This is a genomic window from Limibacter armeniacum (assembly GCF_036880985.1).
GTDB classification, from domain to species: Bacteria; Bacteroidota; Bacteroidia; order Cytophagales; family Flammeovirgaceae; genus Limibacter; species Limibacter armeniacum.
Genome location: NZ_JBAJNO010000009.1, coordinates 2,584,779 through 2,602,245, shown reverse-complemented (window position 1 = coordinate 2,602,245; position 17,467 = coordinate 2,584,779). Strand labels below are relative to the sequence as shown.

The 17,467-nt window shown below is 37.9% G+C and carries 14 protein-coding genes and 3 tRNA genes; 11 read left to right on the top strand and 6 right to left on the bottom strand.

The window, feature by feature from the left end:
- Positions 1-322 precede the first annotated feature (322 nt).
- Entirely contained in the window at positions 323-901 is a 579-nt protein-coding gene (locus V6R21_RS28615) for a hypothetical protein (protein WP_334246919.1), read from the bottom strand.
- 317 nt (positions 902-1,218) lie between these two features.
- Positions 1,219-1,896, bottom strand: a complete 678-nt coding sequence (locus tag V6R21_RS28610; protein WP_334246918.1) for a YggS family pyridoxal phosphate-dependent enzyme — start codon at positions 1,894-1,896, stop codon at positions 1,219-1,221.
- Positions 1,897-2,103: 207 nt separating this feature from the next.
- Here V6R21_RS28610 and V6R21_RS28605 point away from each other — a divergent pair, with 207 nt between their 5' ends.
- The 7 genes from V6R21_RS28605 (at position 2,104) to V6R21_RS28575 (ending at position 9,394) form a co-directional block, all read left to right on the top strand.
- Positions 2,104-2,997 (top strand): DUF3078 domain-containing protein, encoded by an 894-nt coding sequence (locus V6R21_RS28605; protein WP_334246917.1) that lies wholly within the window; start codon positions 2,104-2,106, stop codon positions 2,995-2,997.
- 105 nt (positions 2,998-3,102) lie between these two features.
- On the top strand, positions 3,103-5,151 hold the full coding sequence (locus V6R21_RS28600; protein ID WP_334246916.1) for a S9 family peptidase: 2,049 nt from the start codon (positions 3,103-3,105) through the stop codon (positions 5,149-5,151).
- Between the two features lie 268 nt (positions 5,152-5,419).
- Positions 5,420-5,492: transfer RNA gene (locus V6R21_RS28595), tRNA-Gly, on the top strand.
- 19 nt (positions 5,493-5,511) lie between these two features.
- Positions 5,512-5,595, top strand: a tRNA-Leu gene (locus V6R21_RS28590).
- Between the two features lie 18 nt (positions 5,596-5,613).
- Positions 5,614-5,686 (top strand) — tRNA-Gly (locus V6R21_RS28585).
- A 384-nt stretch (positions 5,687-6,070) separates the two neighbouring features.
- Positions 6,071-8,179: a peptidylprolyl isomerase gene (locus V6R21_RS28580; protein ID WP_334246915.1), complete on the top strand. Its 2,109-nt coding sequence runs from the start codon at positions 6,071-6,073 to the stop codon at positions 8,177-8,179.
- A gap of 168 nt (positions 8,180-8,347) precedes the next feature.
- A complete protein-coding gene (locus V6R21_RS28575) occupies positions 8,348-9,394 on the top strand; it encodes an SDR family oxidoreductase (protein ID WP_334246914.1) in 1,047 nt (348 codons plus the stop codon).
- A 70-nt stretch (positions 9,395-9,464) separates the two neighbouring features.
- Here the strand turns inward: V6R21_RS28575 and V6R21_RS28570 are convergent, their stop codons facing one another.
- From V6R21_RS28570 to yidD, 3 genes are all read right to left on the bottom strand, one after another.
- Positions 9,465-10,049 carry a porin family protein gene (locus V6R21_RS28570; protein ID WP_334246913.1) on the bottom strand — a complete coding sequence of 195 codons (585 nt, stop codon included), beginning with the start codon at positions 10,047-10,049 and terminating at the stop codon, positions 9,465-9,467.
- A gap of 271 nt (positions 10,050-10,320) precedes the next feature.
- Positions 10,321-11,493: a C1 family peptidase gene (locus tag V6R21_RS28565; RefSeq protein WP_334246912.1), complete on the bottom strand. Its 1,173-nt coding sequence runs from the start codon at positions 11,491-11,493 to the stop codon at positions 10,321-10,323.
- A 266-nt stretch (positions 11,494-11,759) separates the two neighbouring features.
- Positions 11,760-11,972 carry a membrane protein insertion efficiency factor YidD gene (gene yidD / locus V6R21_RS28560; RefSeq protein WP_408613105.1) on the bottom strand — a complete coding sequence of 71 codons (213 nt, stop codon included), beginning with the start codon at positions 11,970-11,972 and terminating at the stop codon, positions 11,760-11,762.
- A 290-nt stretch (positions 11,973-12,262) separates the two neighbouring features.
- On the opposite strand from yidD, the gene sucD reads away from it, so the two are divergent.
- Complete coding sequence (gene sucD / locus V6R21_RS28555) at positions 12,263-13,144, top strand: succinate--CoA ligase subunit alpha (RefSeq protein WP_334246911.1); 882 nt, start codon at positions 12,263-12,265, stop codon at positions 13,142-13,144.
- 105 nt (positions 13,145-13,249) lie between these two features.
- Here the strand turns inward: sucD and V6R21_RS28550 are convergent, their stop codons facing one another.
- Positions 13,250-14,566 carry a hemolysin family protein gene (locus V6R21_RS28550; RefSeq protein WP_334246910.1) on the bottom strand — a complete coding sequence of 439 codons (1,317 nt, stop codon included), beginning with the start codon at positions 14,564-14,566 and terminating at the stop codon, positions 13,250-13,252.
- A 383-nt stretch (positions 14,567-14,949) separates the two neighbouring features.
- On the opposite strand from V6R21_RS28550, the gene V6R21_RS28545 reads away from it, so the two are divergent.
- From V6R21_RS28545 to V6R21_RS28535, 3 genes are all read left to right on the top strand, one after another.
- Positions 14,950-15,294, top strand: a complete 345-nt coding sequence (locus V6R21_RS28545; RefSeq protein ID WP_334246909.1) for a response regulator receiver protein — start codon at positions 14,950-14,952, stop codon at positions 15,292-15,294.
- Between the two features lie 8 nt (positions 15,295-15,302).
- Positions 15,303-16,184 carry a helix-turn-helix domain-containing protein gene (locus tag V6R21_RS28540; protein WP_334246908.1) on the top strand — a complete coding sequence of 294 codons (882 nt, stop codon included), beginning with the start codon at positions 15,303-15,305 and terminating at the stop codon, positions 16,182-16,184.
- A gap of 258 nt (positions 16,185-16,442) precedes the next feature.
- Complete coding sequence (locus V6R21_RS28535) at positions 16,443-17,153, top strand: pirin family protein (RefSeq protein WP_334247610.1); 711 nt, start codon at positions 16,443-16,445, stop codon at positions 17,151-17,153.
- Positions 17,154-17,467 lie beyond the last annotated feature (314 nt).

The following is a 17,467-nucleotide window of genomic DNA, read 5'->3' as shown; positions in this document are numbered from 1 at the left end:
GTCTCAATGTTTTTATATAAACAATAGGGCTTTATGCCTATTGGTCTTTACCTAGAATTGTAAATTAGAAGATAACAATCTAATATTACTTAAAATGATTCATTTTGTAAAGTAATTTATTGTGATTTTTGCAAAAACTTCAATTTTTTATTGATAAAATCAAAATTCGTATTCTCAAAATGATATTATTTCATGTCGCAAAGATATTCCTTTTGTGTATTATCTATATCCTTATACGTGATAAGGGGTATGAAAAGATGTTAATAATTGATAAACCAGATTGATGGGCAATTAATGAAAAAGCCTACTGTTGGAATACCTATTAACTCAACGAAAAAGTGAAGAATAAGATATAAATCCAGAGGGCAGTTTTATAGAGAGAAAAGATGACCAAGTTTCTACTGAAGGTTAGACTTTTGGAATGTACTCTATACTTAAATGTTTCACTGCATAAGAAAATACTCGCAGGTACTACCAAAGAAAGTTGTACTAGGTAAAGCCCTGAGAGCAGCATCATATAAATCATAGAAGAGTCCCATGAGTTGCCCATCTCAAATAATTGACGCAGGTAGCCAAAGTGAATGCAGACTGAAGCAATTGAGAGGGCTATACCAGCTCCACTGCTAATTTTAATTGGAAGTATTCGATCCTTTTGGGCAAAGAAATATACAATGGCAATACTTATGGTAAACAGGGCTGTAGTCCATAATGCCCAATGTGCATTCGCAGTGAGCAATTGTATAGATACAGCTGTAAGCTTTTGTTTGATTTGATAGGTTAGGTAAATGAATATGCTAGAACTGAACATGACATAGAGTATAAGCCCCGTCTCATATGTGGTGTTTATACGTTTTTTTTGTAGGATCCGCTGATGGATTCGCTCTCTAGTAAAGTGGTTCATGCCTGGTAAAAGATTAGGGAGTAAAGACTGAAAGAACGTTTGTAAGTACCTTAGGCTACAATATAAATGGAAAAGGTAAAAGAAGAGAGGAGTTGGGTAAAGCCTAAGTACTTAGTGATGGTAACAGGAAAAAGAGATTTAGCTAGTATGTACTACTCTGAGCTGTTTTATCTTTTTAGTGATAACCAAGATTATTATACAAAAAAATGCAGAGAACTCATACAGAGGGTAGTATGAAATAACCAAGGAAATATATAGAAAACTCCCTGTTTCATAGTGACTTATTGAGTCTTAACAGGGAGTTTAAAAAGTTAGATTTATGAATAGTTGCGAGCGCCAAAGATAGAGCTTCCTACACGTATCATGGTACTCCCCTCTTCTACTGCAATTTGATAGTCACCGCTCATTCCCATTGACACTTCTTGTAGGTCAAGGTTGTCTCCATTGTAATCTTTTTTCATTGTATCAAATATTTTGCGAAGACTAGCAAACTCTTTCCTGACTTGTTCATTGTTGTCAGTGTTGGTTGCCATCCCCATAACTCCTTTGATACAAATATTATTCATGGACTTGAACTCATCAGAGGTTAATAAAGCTTGAAGCTCTTGTTCATCCAACCCAAATTTACTTTCCTCCTCAGCGATATGAATTTGTAAAAGACAGTTGATCACGCGGTCATTTTGTGCTGCTCTTTTATCCACTTCCTGAAGTAACCTAATACTGTCAATAGAATGGATCAGGCTAACAAAAGGTGCAATGTATTTTACTTTGTTTCGCTGTAAGTGCCCAATCATATGCCACTCGATATCCTTAGGAAGTGCCTCATATTTAGTGGCCATTTCCTGAACCTTATTTTCTCCGAACACACGAACACCTAAATCATATGCTTCTTGAAGTAATTCAATAGGCTTGGTTTTACTGACAGCAATCAATTTGCAATTAGTGCCGTCTAGTATCTTATCAAAATATTGCAGGTTTTCTTTTAATGAACTCATATGTTACTGCAGTTGTCTTTTTATAATTCAAGAACACTTATGGACAAAGTTATCAAAAAGAAGACTGTGGCGAGAAAGTAAACAGGATAATTTGGTAATAAACTATAAATGAATTTAGAACAAAAAGATACAAGTCTTACATTTATACAAACCTTTGAAGATCATTACACTCATTATATGACAATCAAACAAAATCAAGTGAAACTGATGAGATTATTGACATCCTTTTTTTTTGCACTATTACTGTGTTCTTATGCACAGGCACAGGTCACTTCTAAAGATTCTCTATGGATACATCAAGGGAGTTTTGCGGCAAATTTCTCAAACGTTAGTTTACATAATTGGGCTGCAGGTGGACAGAACTCCTTATCGTTAGGGACTGTCGTGTCATTAAGTAGTTCAAGAGAATCAGAAACTACACTGTGGAATAATAAATTAGACTTTGCTTATGGTTTGATTCGGCAGGGAGAGTCGGCATTCAGAACACGCAAAACAGATGACCAGCTGATTTTGGCAAGTGACTATGGTTATAAAATCAATGATAGATGGAGTGTTCTGGCAGGTACACAGGTAAGAACGCAAATGGATGTAGGATATGAATACTTTAAGGAAGGAACTAGTGATGAAGAGCAAAGACGGAAAATATCTGCTTTTATGGCCCCTGGTTACGTTATGGTAAATCTTACAGCCCAATACAAATACAAGAACCTTCTTTCATTGGCTGTTTCTCCAGTATCTAACAGGATTACATTCGTTCTGGATGACGACTTGGCGGCAGCTGGAGCTTTTGGGGTAACACCAGGCGAAAAGTCACGTTATGAGCTGGGTGTTACTTTAAGAAAAACCTTGGAGTTTAAGGTGATGGAAAATACTACTTTCAAGTCTGATCTGAATATGTTTTCAAGTTATAAAACGTTGGATAAGTGGGTTGTCAATTGGGGAACGCTGCTAATGATGAAAGTTAATAAATACATCACTACTAACTTTGGAACACAATTGATTTATGATCCAGATGTAGATGTTCCTAAAGATGATGGAACTACTGGCAAAGGAGTTCAGTTTAAACATGTATTGAACCTTGGTTTAGCTTTAACATATTGATTTATAATTAAAATTTTGAATGCCGAAGGTCTCACAGCTTTCGGCATTATTGTTTTATCTTGCACCATATTTAGACAAGCAAAAAGAAGAAAAGACATATTCAGTATGAATAATAAGATAATGCCTCCTGTTGCAAAGAAAGTCCCTGTTGAATTGACACAACATGGTGATGTTCGAATTGATAACTATTATTGGATGAGGGATAGGGAGAACCCTGAGGTTATTGCTTATCTGGAAGCTGAGAATGCTTATACAGAACAGGTCATGACTCCTCACAAATCATTGGAGGATGAGTTGTTTGATGAGATTAAGGCAAGAATCAAAGAGGACGATGAGTCTGTGCCTTACAAGCTCAATGGCTATTATTATTATAGCAAACATGAAGAAGGTAAAGGCTATGCTATTCACTGTAGAAAGAAGGGTAGTTTAGATGCTGAGGAGGAGATTTTATTGGATGTCAATCAAGTAGCAGAAGGACATGATTTCTGCTCTGTTGGAGGACTGAAGGTAAGTGAGCAAAATGATATGTTAGCTTACGCTGTGGATAATGTTGGTAGACGTATTTATACCATTTGCTTCAAGAACTTGATATCAGGTGTTGAGATAGAAGAAAAACTGGAGCATACCACTGGAAATATTGCATGGGCAGCAGATAATAAGACCTTGTTCTATACAACTCAGGATGAGGAAACGCTTAGATCTAATAAAGTCTGGAAACACCGCCTTGGTACTTCTCAAGAAGAAGATGAATTAATCTTTGAAGAAACTGACGAGAAGTTTACGGTAGCGGTAATGAGAAGTAAATCGAGGGAATATATTTTTATTAACTCATCTTCTACCCTATCCTCTGAATGGAGATTTGTAGAATCAAATGACCCAGATAGTGGATTTAGACTTGTGCAGTCTCGTGAACACAAGCACGAATATGGTATTGATCATTACCAAGATAAGTTCTATGTCTTGACTAACTGGCAAGCCAAGAATTTCCGATTAATGGAAGCGCCAATTGATACACCTTCAAAGGAGTATTGGACAGAGCTGATACCACACAGGAGTGATGTACTGCTGGAAGGAATCGAAATATTTGCAAAGTTCATGGTGTTGGAAGAGCGCAGCGGAGGGTTGAGCCACCTGAGAGTGATGGAATGGGAAGGTGAAAACGAGCACTATATTGATTTTGGTGAAGAGACATATACAGCATGGACCGGAGCCAACTATGACTTTGATACGCCGATCTTGCGTTATGGATATAATTCACTAACGACACCTGCTTCTGTGTACGATTATAACATGGAAACTAGGGAGAAAATACTTCTAAAACAGCAAGAAGTATTAGGGGCCTTTAATTCTGAGGATTACCATGCTGAGCGTATTTATGCAATTGCACAGGATGGAGTTAAAGTACCAATTTCATTGGTATATAAGAAAGGCTTTGAACGTAATGGGGAAGCGCCACTTTATTTGACAGGTTATGGGGCGTATGGTTTTTCTTATGACCCATATTTCAGTTCTATTAGACTTAGCTTATTGGATAGAGGGTTTGTATTTGCCATCGCACATATTAGAGGTGGTGAAGATATGGGCAGGGCATGGTATGAAGATGGGAAAATGCTTAAGAAGAAAAATACCTTTTCAGATTTTATTGCCTGTGCAGAACACCTAATAGCTGAAAAGTATACGTCTTCTTCTAAGTTAGCAGCCAATGGAGGTAGTGCAGGAGGTCTATTGATGGGTGCTGTGATGAATATGAGACCAGAGCTGTTTAAGGTAATTGTAGCAGAAGTTCCTTTTGTGGATGTTGTCAGTACAATGCTAGACGAATCGATTCCATTAACTGTAGGAGAGTATGATGAGTGGGGCAATCCGAATGATCCTAAATATTATGAATACATTAAGTCGTATTCACCATATGACCAATTGGAAACGAAGGATTATCCACATACACTGGTTACTTCAGGGTTACACGATTCACAGGTACAGTATTGGGAACCAACGAAATGGGTGGCGAAGCTTCGTGAAATGAAAACGGATAACAATATGCTTTTGCTTAAGACAAATATGACGGCAGGGCATGGCGGTGCTTCTGGTAGGTATGAAATGTATAGAGAGGTCGCATTTGAGTATGCTTTTATTTTAAGTATCCTGACAAAGTAACCTTATAGACTAAAACTAAGGAGTGAACTTTGACCTTCACTCCTTTTTTATTAGCTGTTGACACAACGTTTCCATTAAGAAAGTCAAGACTTGAGTAGATCTTTTAAGAGAGGATTTGAATGTGAATAAATCAATAAAAATTTATTGCTGATATTCAGTTAGATGCACGTTAAGGGGTGTTTTTGAACGATTTTTTTTAAACCGAAGTTTGCAGAATAAAGAATCCATCGTACCTTTGCATCGCTTTCGGAATGAAAGAGAGCATTAAGCGAGAGTAGCTCAGCTGGTAGAGCACAACCTTGCCAAGGTTGGGGTCGCGGGTTCGAATCCCGTCTCCCGCTCAAATTGTCTCTAAGGCAAGCCGGGATGGTGGAATTGGTAGACACGCGAGACTTAAAATCTCGTGACCGCAAGGTCGTGCGGGTTCAAGTCCCGCTCCTGGTACAAGTCATATTAAATTAAGCGAGAGTAGCTCAGCTGGTAGAGCACAACCTTGCCAAGGTTGGGGTCGCGGGTTCGAATCCCGTCTCCCGCTCAAGTCGTAAAGCCTGATAGTAATATCAGGCTTTTTTTATACCCACCTTAGTGTTGTGATTCCCTCAATTATTGAATAAATATTGGTTTTATCCCTCAAATGCAGTCTTATTCAATTGTCATTTCCCGATTTATTTTGTGTTTATTTGTGAGTCAATAGTATTAATCATACATTTGTACACTTTGAAAACGACTGTACCTCTGCAATAAGAAGTCATATGTTCTTTTGAACCGAATTTATTTTTCTATTTTGCGGTGGAAATTTGTGAGGTCGCTTATTTATTGCTGTTTTCTAAGCTATAATCATAGTGCCCACAAACCCAACAGTGTTATATTTGAAGACTGGAAGATATAAAGCGGAAACTAACACAATCACAATTTTGTCATGGCAATTATTAATAAGATCAGACAAAAGTCGGGTATAGCTGTCGGCGTTATAGGCGTTGGCTTAGCCCTGTTCTTATTGGGAGGAGACCTGTTGTCACCTAATTCAAGAATCCTAGGAAGAAACAAGCAAGTAGTAGGGGAAATCGCTGGAGAAGAGGTTTCGCTCGAACAATTCAATCAGGCTGTAGAAGCCATCAGAAACAGATATCCAACTCCACCTAGCGAAGATCAGATGAGAAGCGTTAGGCAGTTTGCTTGGAACGAGATGATCTACGACGTTGCCTTTGGCAAGGAGTATGAAAAGCTTGGTCTGATGGTAACTAATGAAGAGCTTCAAGATATGATTAAGGGTAATAATGTAGACCCAAGAATCGCATCTTCATTTACTGACTCGACAGGTACGCTTAACAGAAAAGCACTGAACGATTACCTTTCGCAACTGAAGCAAGCTGGAAGCAACTCTCCTATGTATATGCAATTTGCAGCATTTGAGCAAAGCTTGGCTCCAGAGCGTGAAAGAACAAAATATACAAACCTGCTTACGACAACTTACTTTGCTAACTCATTGGAAGCAAAGAAAGAGTATGAGAAACAGAACACAAAGGCTGAAGTTATTTTCCTGAATGTTCCTTATTACTCTGTTCCTGACTCAGCAGTATCAGTATCAGACTCTGACCTGAACGGCTATTACAGTGAGCATAAGAATGAGTTTGAACGTGATGCAAGTAGAGGAATTGAGTTTGTAAGCTTTAGAGTAGAAGCTTCTGAAGAAGACAAGTACGCATTGGAGCAAGAGATGAAAGAGCTGGTTCAGCCATTCACTCAAACAAATAATGATACTGTTTTTGTTGAAGCTAACACTGAAGGTGCTTCTAACTTCCTGAATGTGAACATGACTGGCCTTCCGGCTGTAATGAATCCATCAGAACTGGAAGAAGGTAAAGTATACGGACCTTACTTTGCTGCAAATGCTTACAGGCTTTATAAAGTGTTGGGAATCTCAGAAGACTCTGTATTCTCAGCAAAAGCTAGTCACATGTTGTTCAAGCCTAAATCTGACAGTAAGGAAGATGAGGCAGCTGCAAAAGACAAAGCACAAGAAATCCTGAAGCAAGTACTGCAAGATCCATCGAAATTCGAGGAATTAGCTAAAACTGAAGGAGATGCAACACCTGCTACTAAATCTAGAGGTGGTGATCTTCAGTGGTTCCAAGAAGGGCGCATGGTGAAAGAGTTCGACAAGGCTGTATTTGGAGCTAAAGGTGCAGGCGTAGTACCTAAAGTTGTAAAAACTGACTTTGGTTACCATGTAATTAAAGTGACAGAGCCTAAGACGAAGAAAATGTTCAACTTGGCTGTTATCGAGAAAAACCTGGGCGCAAGTGATGAAACAATCAACGATGCATACGTAAAAGCAGGTAGATTTGCAGCAGAGAATAAGTCTAAAGATTCATTTGAAAAAGCAGCTGAAGCTGAAGGCCTGTTTATTGAGCAAGCACTTACTCTTCAGAAAGATGCTAATTACATCAACAGTATCACTGGTTCAGGTGTTAGAAACGTAATCAGATGGGCGTTTACTGAAGCTGAAAAAGGACAGGTATCAGAAGTATTTGACCTTGATGATAGATTTGTAGTAGCTGTTCTGTTGACAGAAAGAGCTAAAGGCGTTGCTTCTTTGAATGAAGTAAAAGACGATGTAAGAAGAGCAGTTCTTAAAGAGAAAAAAGCTGACGAAATCATCAAGAAACTTTCTAGCATGAAAGGTTCTTTGGAAGAAATCAAATCAGCTTATGGAAATGGCGCAACTGTTGGCATCGAAGATGACTTGGCACTTTCAGCAGCTTCATTGAGCGGAGTTGGTTTTGCTCCTAAAACTGTTGGTGCAATCTTCGGAATGAAAGCTGGAGAAACATCATCGCCTATTAAAGATGAAAACAGCGTAACTATGGTGAAGGTGAAAAACATCGAAGCACCTATGGAAACTGCTGATTACACGATCTACAAAAAGCAGCTTGAGCAGCGTAAAGGTAGTGGTGCTTCTTATAAAGTACTGCAAGCTATTACAGACTTGGCTGGTGTAGAAGATGAGCGTTATAAATTCTTCTAGTAGGTTAGAAGATATATAATATAGAAGGCATGGAGGTTTTTTACTTCCATGCCTTTTTTTATGCCAATTTATTTTGTTCAACAACACCGAATGAACATTCATTTTATTTTTCTATTTTGTGATGATCATACTTAAACATCAAATCGTATTTAGAAAATCTTGACAGAAATGGATAACAGTAAAAAGACTATTCTTGTGACGGGAGGTAGTGGGTATATCGCTTCTTGGATATTGAAATACCTTCTAGAAGATGGGCATACAGTACACGCAACAGTAAGAAGCCTTTCAGATCCAAAAAAAACTAGGCACTTGGAACAGTTGGCTGAAGAAAGTCCAGGTACCTTAAAGCTTTTTGAGGCAAACTTGTTGCAGGAAGGTTCATTTGAAAAGGCTATGCAAGGGTGTGAAATCGTCATGCATACAGCTTCACCATTCCAGTTGAATGTGAAAGATGCTCAAAAAGACCTTGTGGATCCTGCATTAAGAGGGACTAGAAATGTACTTCTAACTGCAAATGAGACTCCATCAGTAAAAAGAGTAGTACTGACATCCAGTGTTGTAGCCATTTATGGAGATGCTGTTGAAATTGAAGCAACCGATAGTAAGACTTTTACAGAAGCTTATTGGAACTCTACAAGCAGTCTTTCTCATCAGCCTTACTCCTACTCCAAGACATTGGCTGAAAAAGAGGCTTGGAGTATTGCAGACAATCAGTCACAATGGACTTTGACAACTATTAACCCTGCATTTGTTATGGGGCCATCAATCTCTGGCCGTACAGATTCAACAAGTGTAGATTTCATGTTGAATATGTTCAATGGAAAATTGAAAATGGGTGTGCCTGATATGAACTTTGGTTTGGTAGATGTAAGGGATGTGGCAAGTGCACATATTTTAGCAGGACTAAAGCCAGAAGCAAGTGGTAGGCATATACTTTGTGCTGGAAGTTTATCTATGCTGGAAATAGCACAAATACTAAGAAAAAAGTATGGAGAGAAGTTTCCAATCCCTAAAAATAGTTTACCGAATGCGATGCTTTATATGTTCGGTCCTTTTATGGGCTTTTCGTGGAAGTTTCTGAAGTATAACTTGGGATATGCCTTACAGTTTGATAATAGTTATAGCAAGCAAGATCTTGGTTTGAGGTATAGGGCAATTGAGGATACGCTAAATACGTTTGCCGAAAACTTGGTAGAAGAGCACGAATTGATTTAAAATAAAAGAAGCCTAAGTAGATGATATACTTAGGCTTCTTTAGTTGTATTAAAAATTAGCGTTCCAAAAATTACTTACCGAAGAAGTAGCCAACGCCAATTGAGAATACAGAGTTTTTGTATGTGTCATCACTTTCGTTATCCTTAGCTGTATCAGTTAGGCCAAGGTTGTAACGACCTTCAAAGTACAAGCCACTTTCCAGTTCGTAGGCAGCGCCCAGGTTCAAACCAAAGTCGATAGAGTTAACAGAGTCTTTTAGGTCAACATCTACATCAGCACCATCTCCTTCAACTTTAGCTTTAGCAGAAGCTAAGATACCCAATTGAGGTCCTACTTGAAGGTTAAAGCCTTCAGCAAGATAGAATTTAGCCATAACTGGGATGTTGATATAGTTAAAAGCAGTTTTGGCTGTAATATCACCTTCTTTTGTTTTAGCACCTTGAGCTGAGAAAAGTACCTCAGGCTGGATGGCAACTGCATCAGAAAGTTGGAATGAAGCAACACCACCTGCAACAAAACCTATTTTAGTGTCCATCTCTAGGTTAGTAATATTAGAGAAGTTTGCACCAGCTTTAACACCAAATGTAACGTTTTGAGCAAGTGAGATTGAAGTAAGGCCAACAATGGCGATCAGAGTAAAAAATAATTTTTTCATAAAAATGATAAGAGTTTAAAACGATTAAAAAATAGTTGAAAAAATCCCTCCCTCGAAGGTGATGCAAGTATAATAAGCCATGATTTTTTATGCCTAATTTTAATCAATTAATTAACATTCATTTTATAAATCAATTAAAAACGGGCAACTAAATATTTGAATAGTTATATTTTGAAATGTATTTTCACTTGATATAATACAATTATTTGTCGTGTGAGTATAAAAAAAGGACCCCTAATGGAGTCCTTTTCTTTTAAAGGTATAGTTTATCTTAGCTGATACCTAATTTCTTTTTTACGTCTTTTGGTATACCATCTTTATGTACCATGATTGAGACAGATTTCAATCTGATATAAGAAGCAGACATATAAAGGTAGCCTCCAAAATTGTTAGAATCTTCTCCCCAAGAGTTTTTGGTGACATAGTATTTCTTGCCATTTTGATCCGTAACAGTACCGATCACATGCATCAGGTGATCATCACTTGTCGAGTAGTTATCGAATAACGATTGACGTAGATCTACTGATACTTCTTTCTCTTTCTCATAACGGTTGAAAGTACCTTCTTTTTCCTCAAGAGTTTTGTCACTCCAATCTTTTTCTGGTACGATAGCGATACCGTTTTTATGAGAGAAAGATCTCTCGCTTACATCTCCATCCCAAACCAATGAGAAGCCATTATCCAAAGCATAATCCATCACAGATTCAAACTCTTCTAGCGGAAGGTTGTAATAGCTTGCTTGTGCCCAGTTATCTGGTACTTCAAGCATAAACTGAGAGTAATATGGGTGATGTGAGAAAGATGTCAACTCTACATAGTCGTCAGGGTTGAAGCCGACCACTTTTTCAGCATATGTCTTGGGTGTAAACTCCTCTCCTTGAATACTGAACTTTTCAGGAGCTTTACCGAGGTAAGTTTCTAAAACAGCATCAAAAGCATCTTTCCATTTAGGTGTAACACTTTTTGCTTTTACCAGTGTCTTCAGCATGCTTTCTAGAACAGGGAATAGTTCTGAATGGTCATGCATGATATCAGCTTTCTCTTTTCCAGCATAGGCCTTCTGAGGAACAATGCCGTAGTTTCTGATGACATTCAAGACATCATGAGAAAGGCTTCCTTCGCCAAAATTGCTGTTTCCATGATAGCGGACATATTTATCAGCTTTTTCAGGGTAGTTATAGCGAACAAAGAACATCTCAGACAAATCTAACTCACCTTTACCCAGTCGTAAAGCTTCAGATTCAATAAAGGATGTGGTTGAAAAACTCCAGCATGTACCAGTTTTACCTTGATCCTTTACCGAAGTCGTTTTCACCTGCTTTTTTACTGTCAGGTTATAACCGTCATTTCCAATTTTAATGTCTTGTGCCTCTGCTGGGTTCAGTGCTGCAGCACCTGCCAGTACAAAGGATGCAAGCAGAGATTTTATTTTATAGTAATTCATAGATCTATAAGCAAAAAATTTTAGGTCTTGATTGACAGAATAAATATTAAGTGAACAATATAATATATAACGATATAAAGAACAATGTTAGGCTACGTTCAAACACATAAAAAATTATTCAATAATGGGGTTTTTTGTTAATAAAAGACTTCAGAAGAAAAGAAGGCTTAAAAGGGATGAGTTTTAAGTGGGAAAAAGTGTTTGAAAAGTAGGAACATAGAAAGCATAGGTTTAAAACATTGACTTATTGTTAATTAACTCAAGAGTTATGGGACAGGATCATAGCCAGACCCTCCCCAAGGGTGACATCTTCCAATTCTTTTTAACCCTAATTTTGTGCCTTTAAGAGGGCCATGTTTTTTGATGGCTTCAATCATATACTGTGAACATGTAGGGGTATATCTGCATGATTGAGGAAGCCACGGAGAGATCATCAGTTGATAGAACTTGACGAAGAGAATCAATACTTTTGAGATCATTTTATTCTGTATTAAGACCATTAATTTTCACCTTGCCAGATGTGAAATAACGCATTAAAGTTAAGGAATAAGTAGAATACTGAGGCTAAATACTGTGTTTAAGTTTATACCTGTTTCAATACCAATTTTGTAAATAATTAAATCGTATAACCGTTTTAGCAAATATCAAGAAGTCGAATTTTATGTAATAATTGGAAGATTTTTCAGAATATAGTTTAGTAAAAACTAATTTCCTGTTAAATTGGCGGCGCAATGACATTATTTATTTGCTCTAACCAAAAAACGACAACATGAGTGTACTGGTAAATAAAGACTCTAAAGTAATTGTTCAGGGTTTCACTGGTTCGGAAGGATCTTTCCACGCTAGCCAGATGATCGAGTATGGCACGAACGTAGTAGGTGGTGTAACACCAGGTAAAGGTGGACAAACTCATCTTGATAAACCTGTGTTTGACACTGTTCAAGCGGCTGTAGAGGCTACAGGTGCTGATGTGTCCATTATCTTTGTACCGCCTGCATTTGCAGCTGATGCAATCATGGAAGCAGCAAACGCTGGTATCAAGGTGATTATCACAATTACTGAGGGTATCCCTACGAAAGATATGGTGGCTGTGAAAGAGTACCTGAGCGACAAAGACGTAACAATGGTAGGTCCTAACTGTCCAGGTGTAATCACTCCAGAAGAAGCGAAAGTTGGTATCATGCCAGGTTTTGTTTTTGCAAAAGGTAAAATCGGTATCGTATCGAAATCAGGTACTTTGACTTACGAAGCTGCTGACCAAGTAGTAAAAGCAGGTTTAGGTATCACTACAGCGATCGGTATTGGTGGTGACCCAATCATTGGTACTTCAACTAAAGAAGCTGTTGAACTGCTGATGAATGATCCTGAGACTGAAGGTATCATCATGATTGGTGAGATCGGTGGTAGCATGGAAGCTGAAGCAGCTCGTTGGATCAAAGAAAACGGTACAAAACCAGTTGTTGGTTTTATTGCAGGTCAAACTGCTCCTAAAGGCCGTAGAATGGGACACGCTGGTGCGATTATCGGTGGTAAAGACGATACAGCTGAAGCAAAGATGAAGATCATGGGTGAGTGTGGTATTCACGTAGTGAAATCTCCTGCAGACATCGGTGAGACAATGGTTAAAGCATTGGCTGCTGTAAAAGCTTAATCGTAGTCAGAAGTTAACTTACTGACTTGAACATAAAAAAATCCTATCTCTTCTGAAGAGATAGGATTTTTTTATAAATGCTATTTTACCCATTAATTAATGGTCTTAGTCATTATCATATTGTCTGTTTGGGTCAAAGGTGATTCTTACTGTATCAATACGGGCATTTTCTAGTGAGATCACCTCTACCTTGAAATGCGCTTCTTCAATAATGTCCCCTACTTCAGGCAGGTCATGGTTGATGTGAAGGATCAGTCCTCCTAATGTTTCATACTCACCCTCAGGTAGGTCCCAATTATACTCTTCGTTCAGGAAGTCGATCTCATTACGGGCATTTAGTTCATAAGTGAATTGATCTACTTGTGTTACTTTCAATTCACCTTCCTCTTCATCATGTTCATCCTCAATTTCCCCAAAGATTTCTTCCATGATGTCTTCCATCGTTACGATACCTGATGTTCCACCAAACTCATCAACAACCAAAGCCATACTCTTTCGGTCAGCAGTCATCTGAATCATCAGCTCATTGGCAAGCATACTTTCAGGAACAGTAATGATTTCAGTAATGATATCGTCAATTACCTGAGGCTTTTTGAACAGGTGAAATACATGGCAGTACCCAATTATATTATCAATTGTCTTTTTGTAGACAGGGATTTTACTGTGACCACTTTCTTCAAACAGTTTGCGGAGATCTTCAATATCGTCTTCAATACTGATAGCCTCAATCTCTTTTCGAGGTACCATGCACTCCTTTACTTTAATGTGCTTAAAGTCCAGTGCATTGGAAAGAATCTTTTTATCTACAATTTCATCCTCTTCATCATCATCAGTGGCCATATCCATTTCGGTGATATAGTGCCCTAAATCAGTTAGGTTAAACTGTGGCTTACCTTCCTCATACTTCATCTTCATCACTTTCAGGATAGTGAACTTAGAAAGTCTTTCCACTGTCCATGTGATAGGATATGAGAGGTAATAAATGATATTCATTGGGATGGCAGCCCCGTACAGGAACTTGTCAGGATCTGCCAATGAAATGCTTTTAGGGGTAAATTCTGCTGTAAGCAGTACCACAATTGTGGAGACGATTGTTTGAAAGACCAGTACCAGAATATCTAAAGTGGCACGGTCCATAATGCTGAAATTCTCCTGAAGTATATTGAGGATTGGCGTCTCAATCATGGCAGCCATAAAAGAACCGTAAACTACAAGAGCAACAGTATTGCCGATGAGAATAGTGGTGATAAAGAAAGAGGCATTCTCATAAAACTTGGATAGAATGTTACCCACAACATCACCTTTTTTCTTCAGAATGGCGATATGAAGCTTATTTGCGGATACAAAAGCTATTTCTGAAGCTGAAAAAAACGCTGAAAAAATCAACGATATAATTACAATCAATAAATTACTACTGTCCATCGACGGGGTTTGTTTGTTTCAATACTCCAGCTTCTTTAAACTATCTAAATACTATTTCTGGAGTTCACTCACTCAGCAACACTACTACATTAAGATTTCGCTGAAAATACAGACATTTTCTTTAAATACAGGAATTACCCATATCAAGGTTTCGTTTTTGCTGAATTGATCAACTGCAAATATCATAAAACTGTCTCAATTCCCGAACTTTTAGAGTTGCAAGTCAAACTTTTATCAACTATCCGACCAAAGGACCTGATCATAGAACTTAATTTCTATTCAGAAGTGACAGTGAATTAAACATTTATGGGATTATTAATGTTTAAACTTTAAGTGTGTATATTCGTCAAGTTTTTGAATAAGAGGTAGGAAAGGAGAAAACTATGGATAAGGTAAATATATTAGCTATAGGTAGAGATAAAGAAATTTTATCGATTGTTGTTCGGTTGCTGAATAAAGAAGAGGCATGGGTAGCAAAAGGTGTTACTACAGATGAAGAGGCTATTACAATGTTTCAGCAACAGGATTTTGATATTGTATTATTTGGAGGTGGTATTTCAGAAAAGTCTGAGAAGAAGTTGAGGGCATTATTTAGTCACCAATCTCCTGATACAAGTATAGTACAGCATTATGGAGGAGGAAGCGGTTTACTATATACAGAGATCAGGCAGGTTCTTGATCAACGAAAGAGTGCCTATAAGATCAATATTCAGGACAATATTTTCTAGTTTCAAGAATGGATAATATTAAAGTCTATACAGCACCGGACAGTCATAAACCAAAGGTTCCTGTCATTGTCAATGATATGGGAGAAGTCTATCGGAGAAGAAAGGGAAAAGCTGATATTCCACACAGACATGACTTCTATACAATCCTATTGATCAAAAGCGCAACAGGAATGCATATCATTGACTTTAATGTGTATAGACTTGGTACGTATCAGGTGTTTTTTGTAAGTCCTGGGCAAATCCATCAGGTAATAGAGAAAGAGCCTACTGAGGGGTGGGCTATCACCGTGACCAAAGCGTTTCTGGAAGAGCATCATATTGATACAGCTTTTATTTCTGAAATAAACCTCTTCAGAGAATCAGGTGATACTCCTCCCCTGCATGTAGAACCATCTGTGTATGATGAATTGGAAACTATCGTACATCAGATTATGAAATGTGAAGAGCGACATGCAAAATTTTCATGGGATGCTGTAGGGGCTTACCTGAAGCTCTTTTTGATTACAGCCAATAACGTATGCACATTACCTCAAAACCCTCACCAACAGAAATCTTCTGCACAAGTCATTCTTCGAGAATTCAAAGCATTGGTAGAAGCGAATTACACCAAAGAGCATAAAGTCAACTATTATGCAGAGCGATTAGCCATTACGCCAGACCACCTGAATAAGACCATCCATGCACTGGTAGGAAATACAGCGAAGGAATATATACAAAACAGACTTTTACTAGAGGCAAAAAGGTTATTAATCCATTCAGCGCTTACGGCAAAAGAGATTGCTTATGTGGTTGGGTTCAAAGAGCCGTCCCACTTCAGTAACTTCTTTAAAAGAAATACGGGTATGTCGATCAAGGATTTTAAGCAATATGCAATCAAGGAAGGTGGGTGATATTGGACTTTTGTATCTCATTACCTGATTTTTGCATTTACTGACAATGTGTTGTTTCGGATATTTGTAATATCAAGAACAATAAAAGAATCGCTTGTGAATAGAAAGTCTTTTATCAAAAAATCACTGCTTGGTGTAGCTGGAGTACTTTCAGGAAAGCAGTTACTCAAAGCAGGACCTGTGGCTGAAAATGTAAAGACATTATCGCTGACAGACATTGTAGGATTTAATCATTTACCCAATAAAGAGGAGATAACTATGAAAACCGTATTGCATAAAGCAGCAACAAGAGGCGTAGCTAACCATGGATGGTTACATTCAAATCACACATTCAGTTTTGCAAGCTATTACAATCCTGACCGTATCCATTTCGGTATGCTTCGTGTATTGAATGATGATCAGGTAGCTCCAGGAATGGGCTTTGGTACGCACCCTCATGACAATATGGAAATCATTTCTATTCCACTGGAGGGAGATTTAGAGCACAAAGACAGCATGGGTAACACTACGGTGATACGAGAAGGTGATATCCAAGTAATGAGTGCAGGTACAGGTGTACACCATAGCGAGTATAACAAGAACAAAGATAAGGAAGTGAAGTTCTTGCAAATCTGGGTCTTTCCTGACAAGAAGAATGTGGAGCCTCGTTATGACCAAATCAAATTGGACAAGGAGAAAATGAGCAATGAGTTTGCTCAGGTGCTATCCCCTAACCCTGATGATGAGGGCGTGTGGATTCACCAAAATGCTTGGTTCAACATCGGTAACTTGGATCAGGGAACAGAAACTTCTTATAAACTGCATGGACAGGGACAAGGTGTATATGCTTTTGTTTTAGAAGGTGATGTGACCATTGAAGGGCAGCAGTTGAACAAACGTGATGGTTTTGGTATTTGGGACGCAGCGGAAATCAAAATAAAAGCTGATAGTAATGCAAGAGTATTGCTGATGGAAGTACCAATGAATTAAGAAGAAGTTAAGAGCTGAGTAATATAAGCCCCTGTGTCTTTATTGATACAGGGGCTTTTTTGGTTTAAGACTCGTTCTGGATTTTATGCATTTTCATCTTGAATGTGAAGGCAAAAAGAGAACTTTGATACACGGTTTCAACTAGATATCTATTTATAGGTGGTGTTTTTACACTTAATGGTTTTTTAATTGAAACATTGAATGTTTAATAATATTTAAAGTGCAGTAAATCAGTAATTTGTATTGTTTTTAAAAAGCAAAAATCTCACCCTTAAAACCACCTCTTATAGTCTGTTATAAGTGTAGATGATAAA

Bases quoted from the DNA above. Each gene is read 5' to 3' on its own strand.
- V6R21_RS28575 (WP_334246914.1), top strand. From the start codon at position 8,348: ATGGATAACAGTAAAAAGACTATTCTTGTGACGGGAGGTAGTGGGTAT.
- V6R21_RS28600 (WP_334246916.1), top strand. From the start codon at position 3,103: ATGAATAATAAGATAATGCCTCCTGTTGCAAAGAAAGTCCCTGTTGAA.
- V6R21_RS28605 (WP_334246917.1), top strand. From the start codon at position 2,104: ATGAGATTATTGACATCCTTTTTTTTTGCACTATTACTGTGTTCTTAT.
- V6R21_RS28565 (WP_334246912.1), bottom strand. From the start codon at position 11,493: ATGAATTACTATAAAATAAAATCTCTGCTTGCATCCTTTGTACTGGCA.
- yidD (WP_408613105.1), bottom strand. From the start codon at position 11,972: ATGATCTCAAAAGTATTGATTCTCTTCGTCAAGTTCTATCAACTGATG.
- V6R21_RS28540 (WP_334246908.1), top strand. From the start codon at position 15,303: ATGGATAATATTAAAGTCTATACAGCACCGGACAGTCATAAACCAAAG.
- V6R21_RS28580 (WP_334246915.1), top strand. From the start codon at position 6,071: ATGGCAATTATTAATAAGATCAGACAAAAGTCGGGTATAGCTGTCGGC.
- V6R21_RS28570 (WP_334246913.1), bottom strand. From the start codon at position 10,049: ATGAAAAAATTATTTTTTACTCTGATCGCCATTGTTGGCCTTACTTCA.
- V6R21_RS28550 (WP_334246910.1), bottom strand. From the start codon at position 14,566: ATGGACAGTAGTAATTTATTGATTGTAATTATATCGTTGATTTTTTCA.
- sucD (WP_334246911.1), top strand. From the start codon at position 12,263: ATGAGTGTACTGGTAAATAAAGACTCTAAAGTAATTGTTCAGGGTTTC.
- V6R21_RS28615 (WP_334246919.1), bottom strand. From the start codon at position 901: ATGAACCACTTTACTAGAGAGCGAATCCATCAGCGGATCCTACAAAAA.
- V6R21_RS28610 (WP_334246918.1), bottom strand. From the start codon at position 1,896: ATGAGTTCATTAAAAGAAAACCTGCAATATTTTGATAAGATACTAGAC.
- V6R21_RS28545 (WP_334246909.1), top strand. From the start codon at position 14,950: ATGGATAAGGTAAATATATTAGCTATAGGTAGAGATAAAGAAATTTTA.
- V6R21_RS28535 (WP_334247610.1), top strand. From the start codon at position 16,443: ATGAAAACCGTATTGCATAAAGCAGCAACAAGAGGCGTAGCTAACCAT.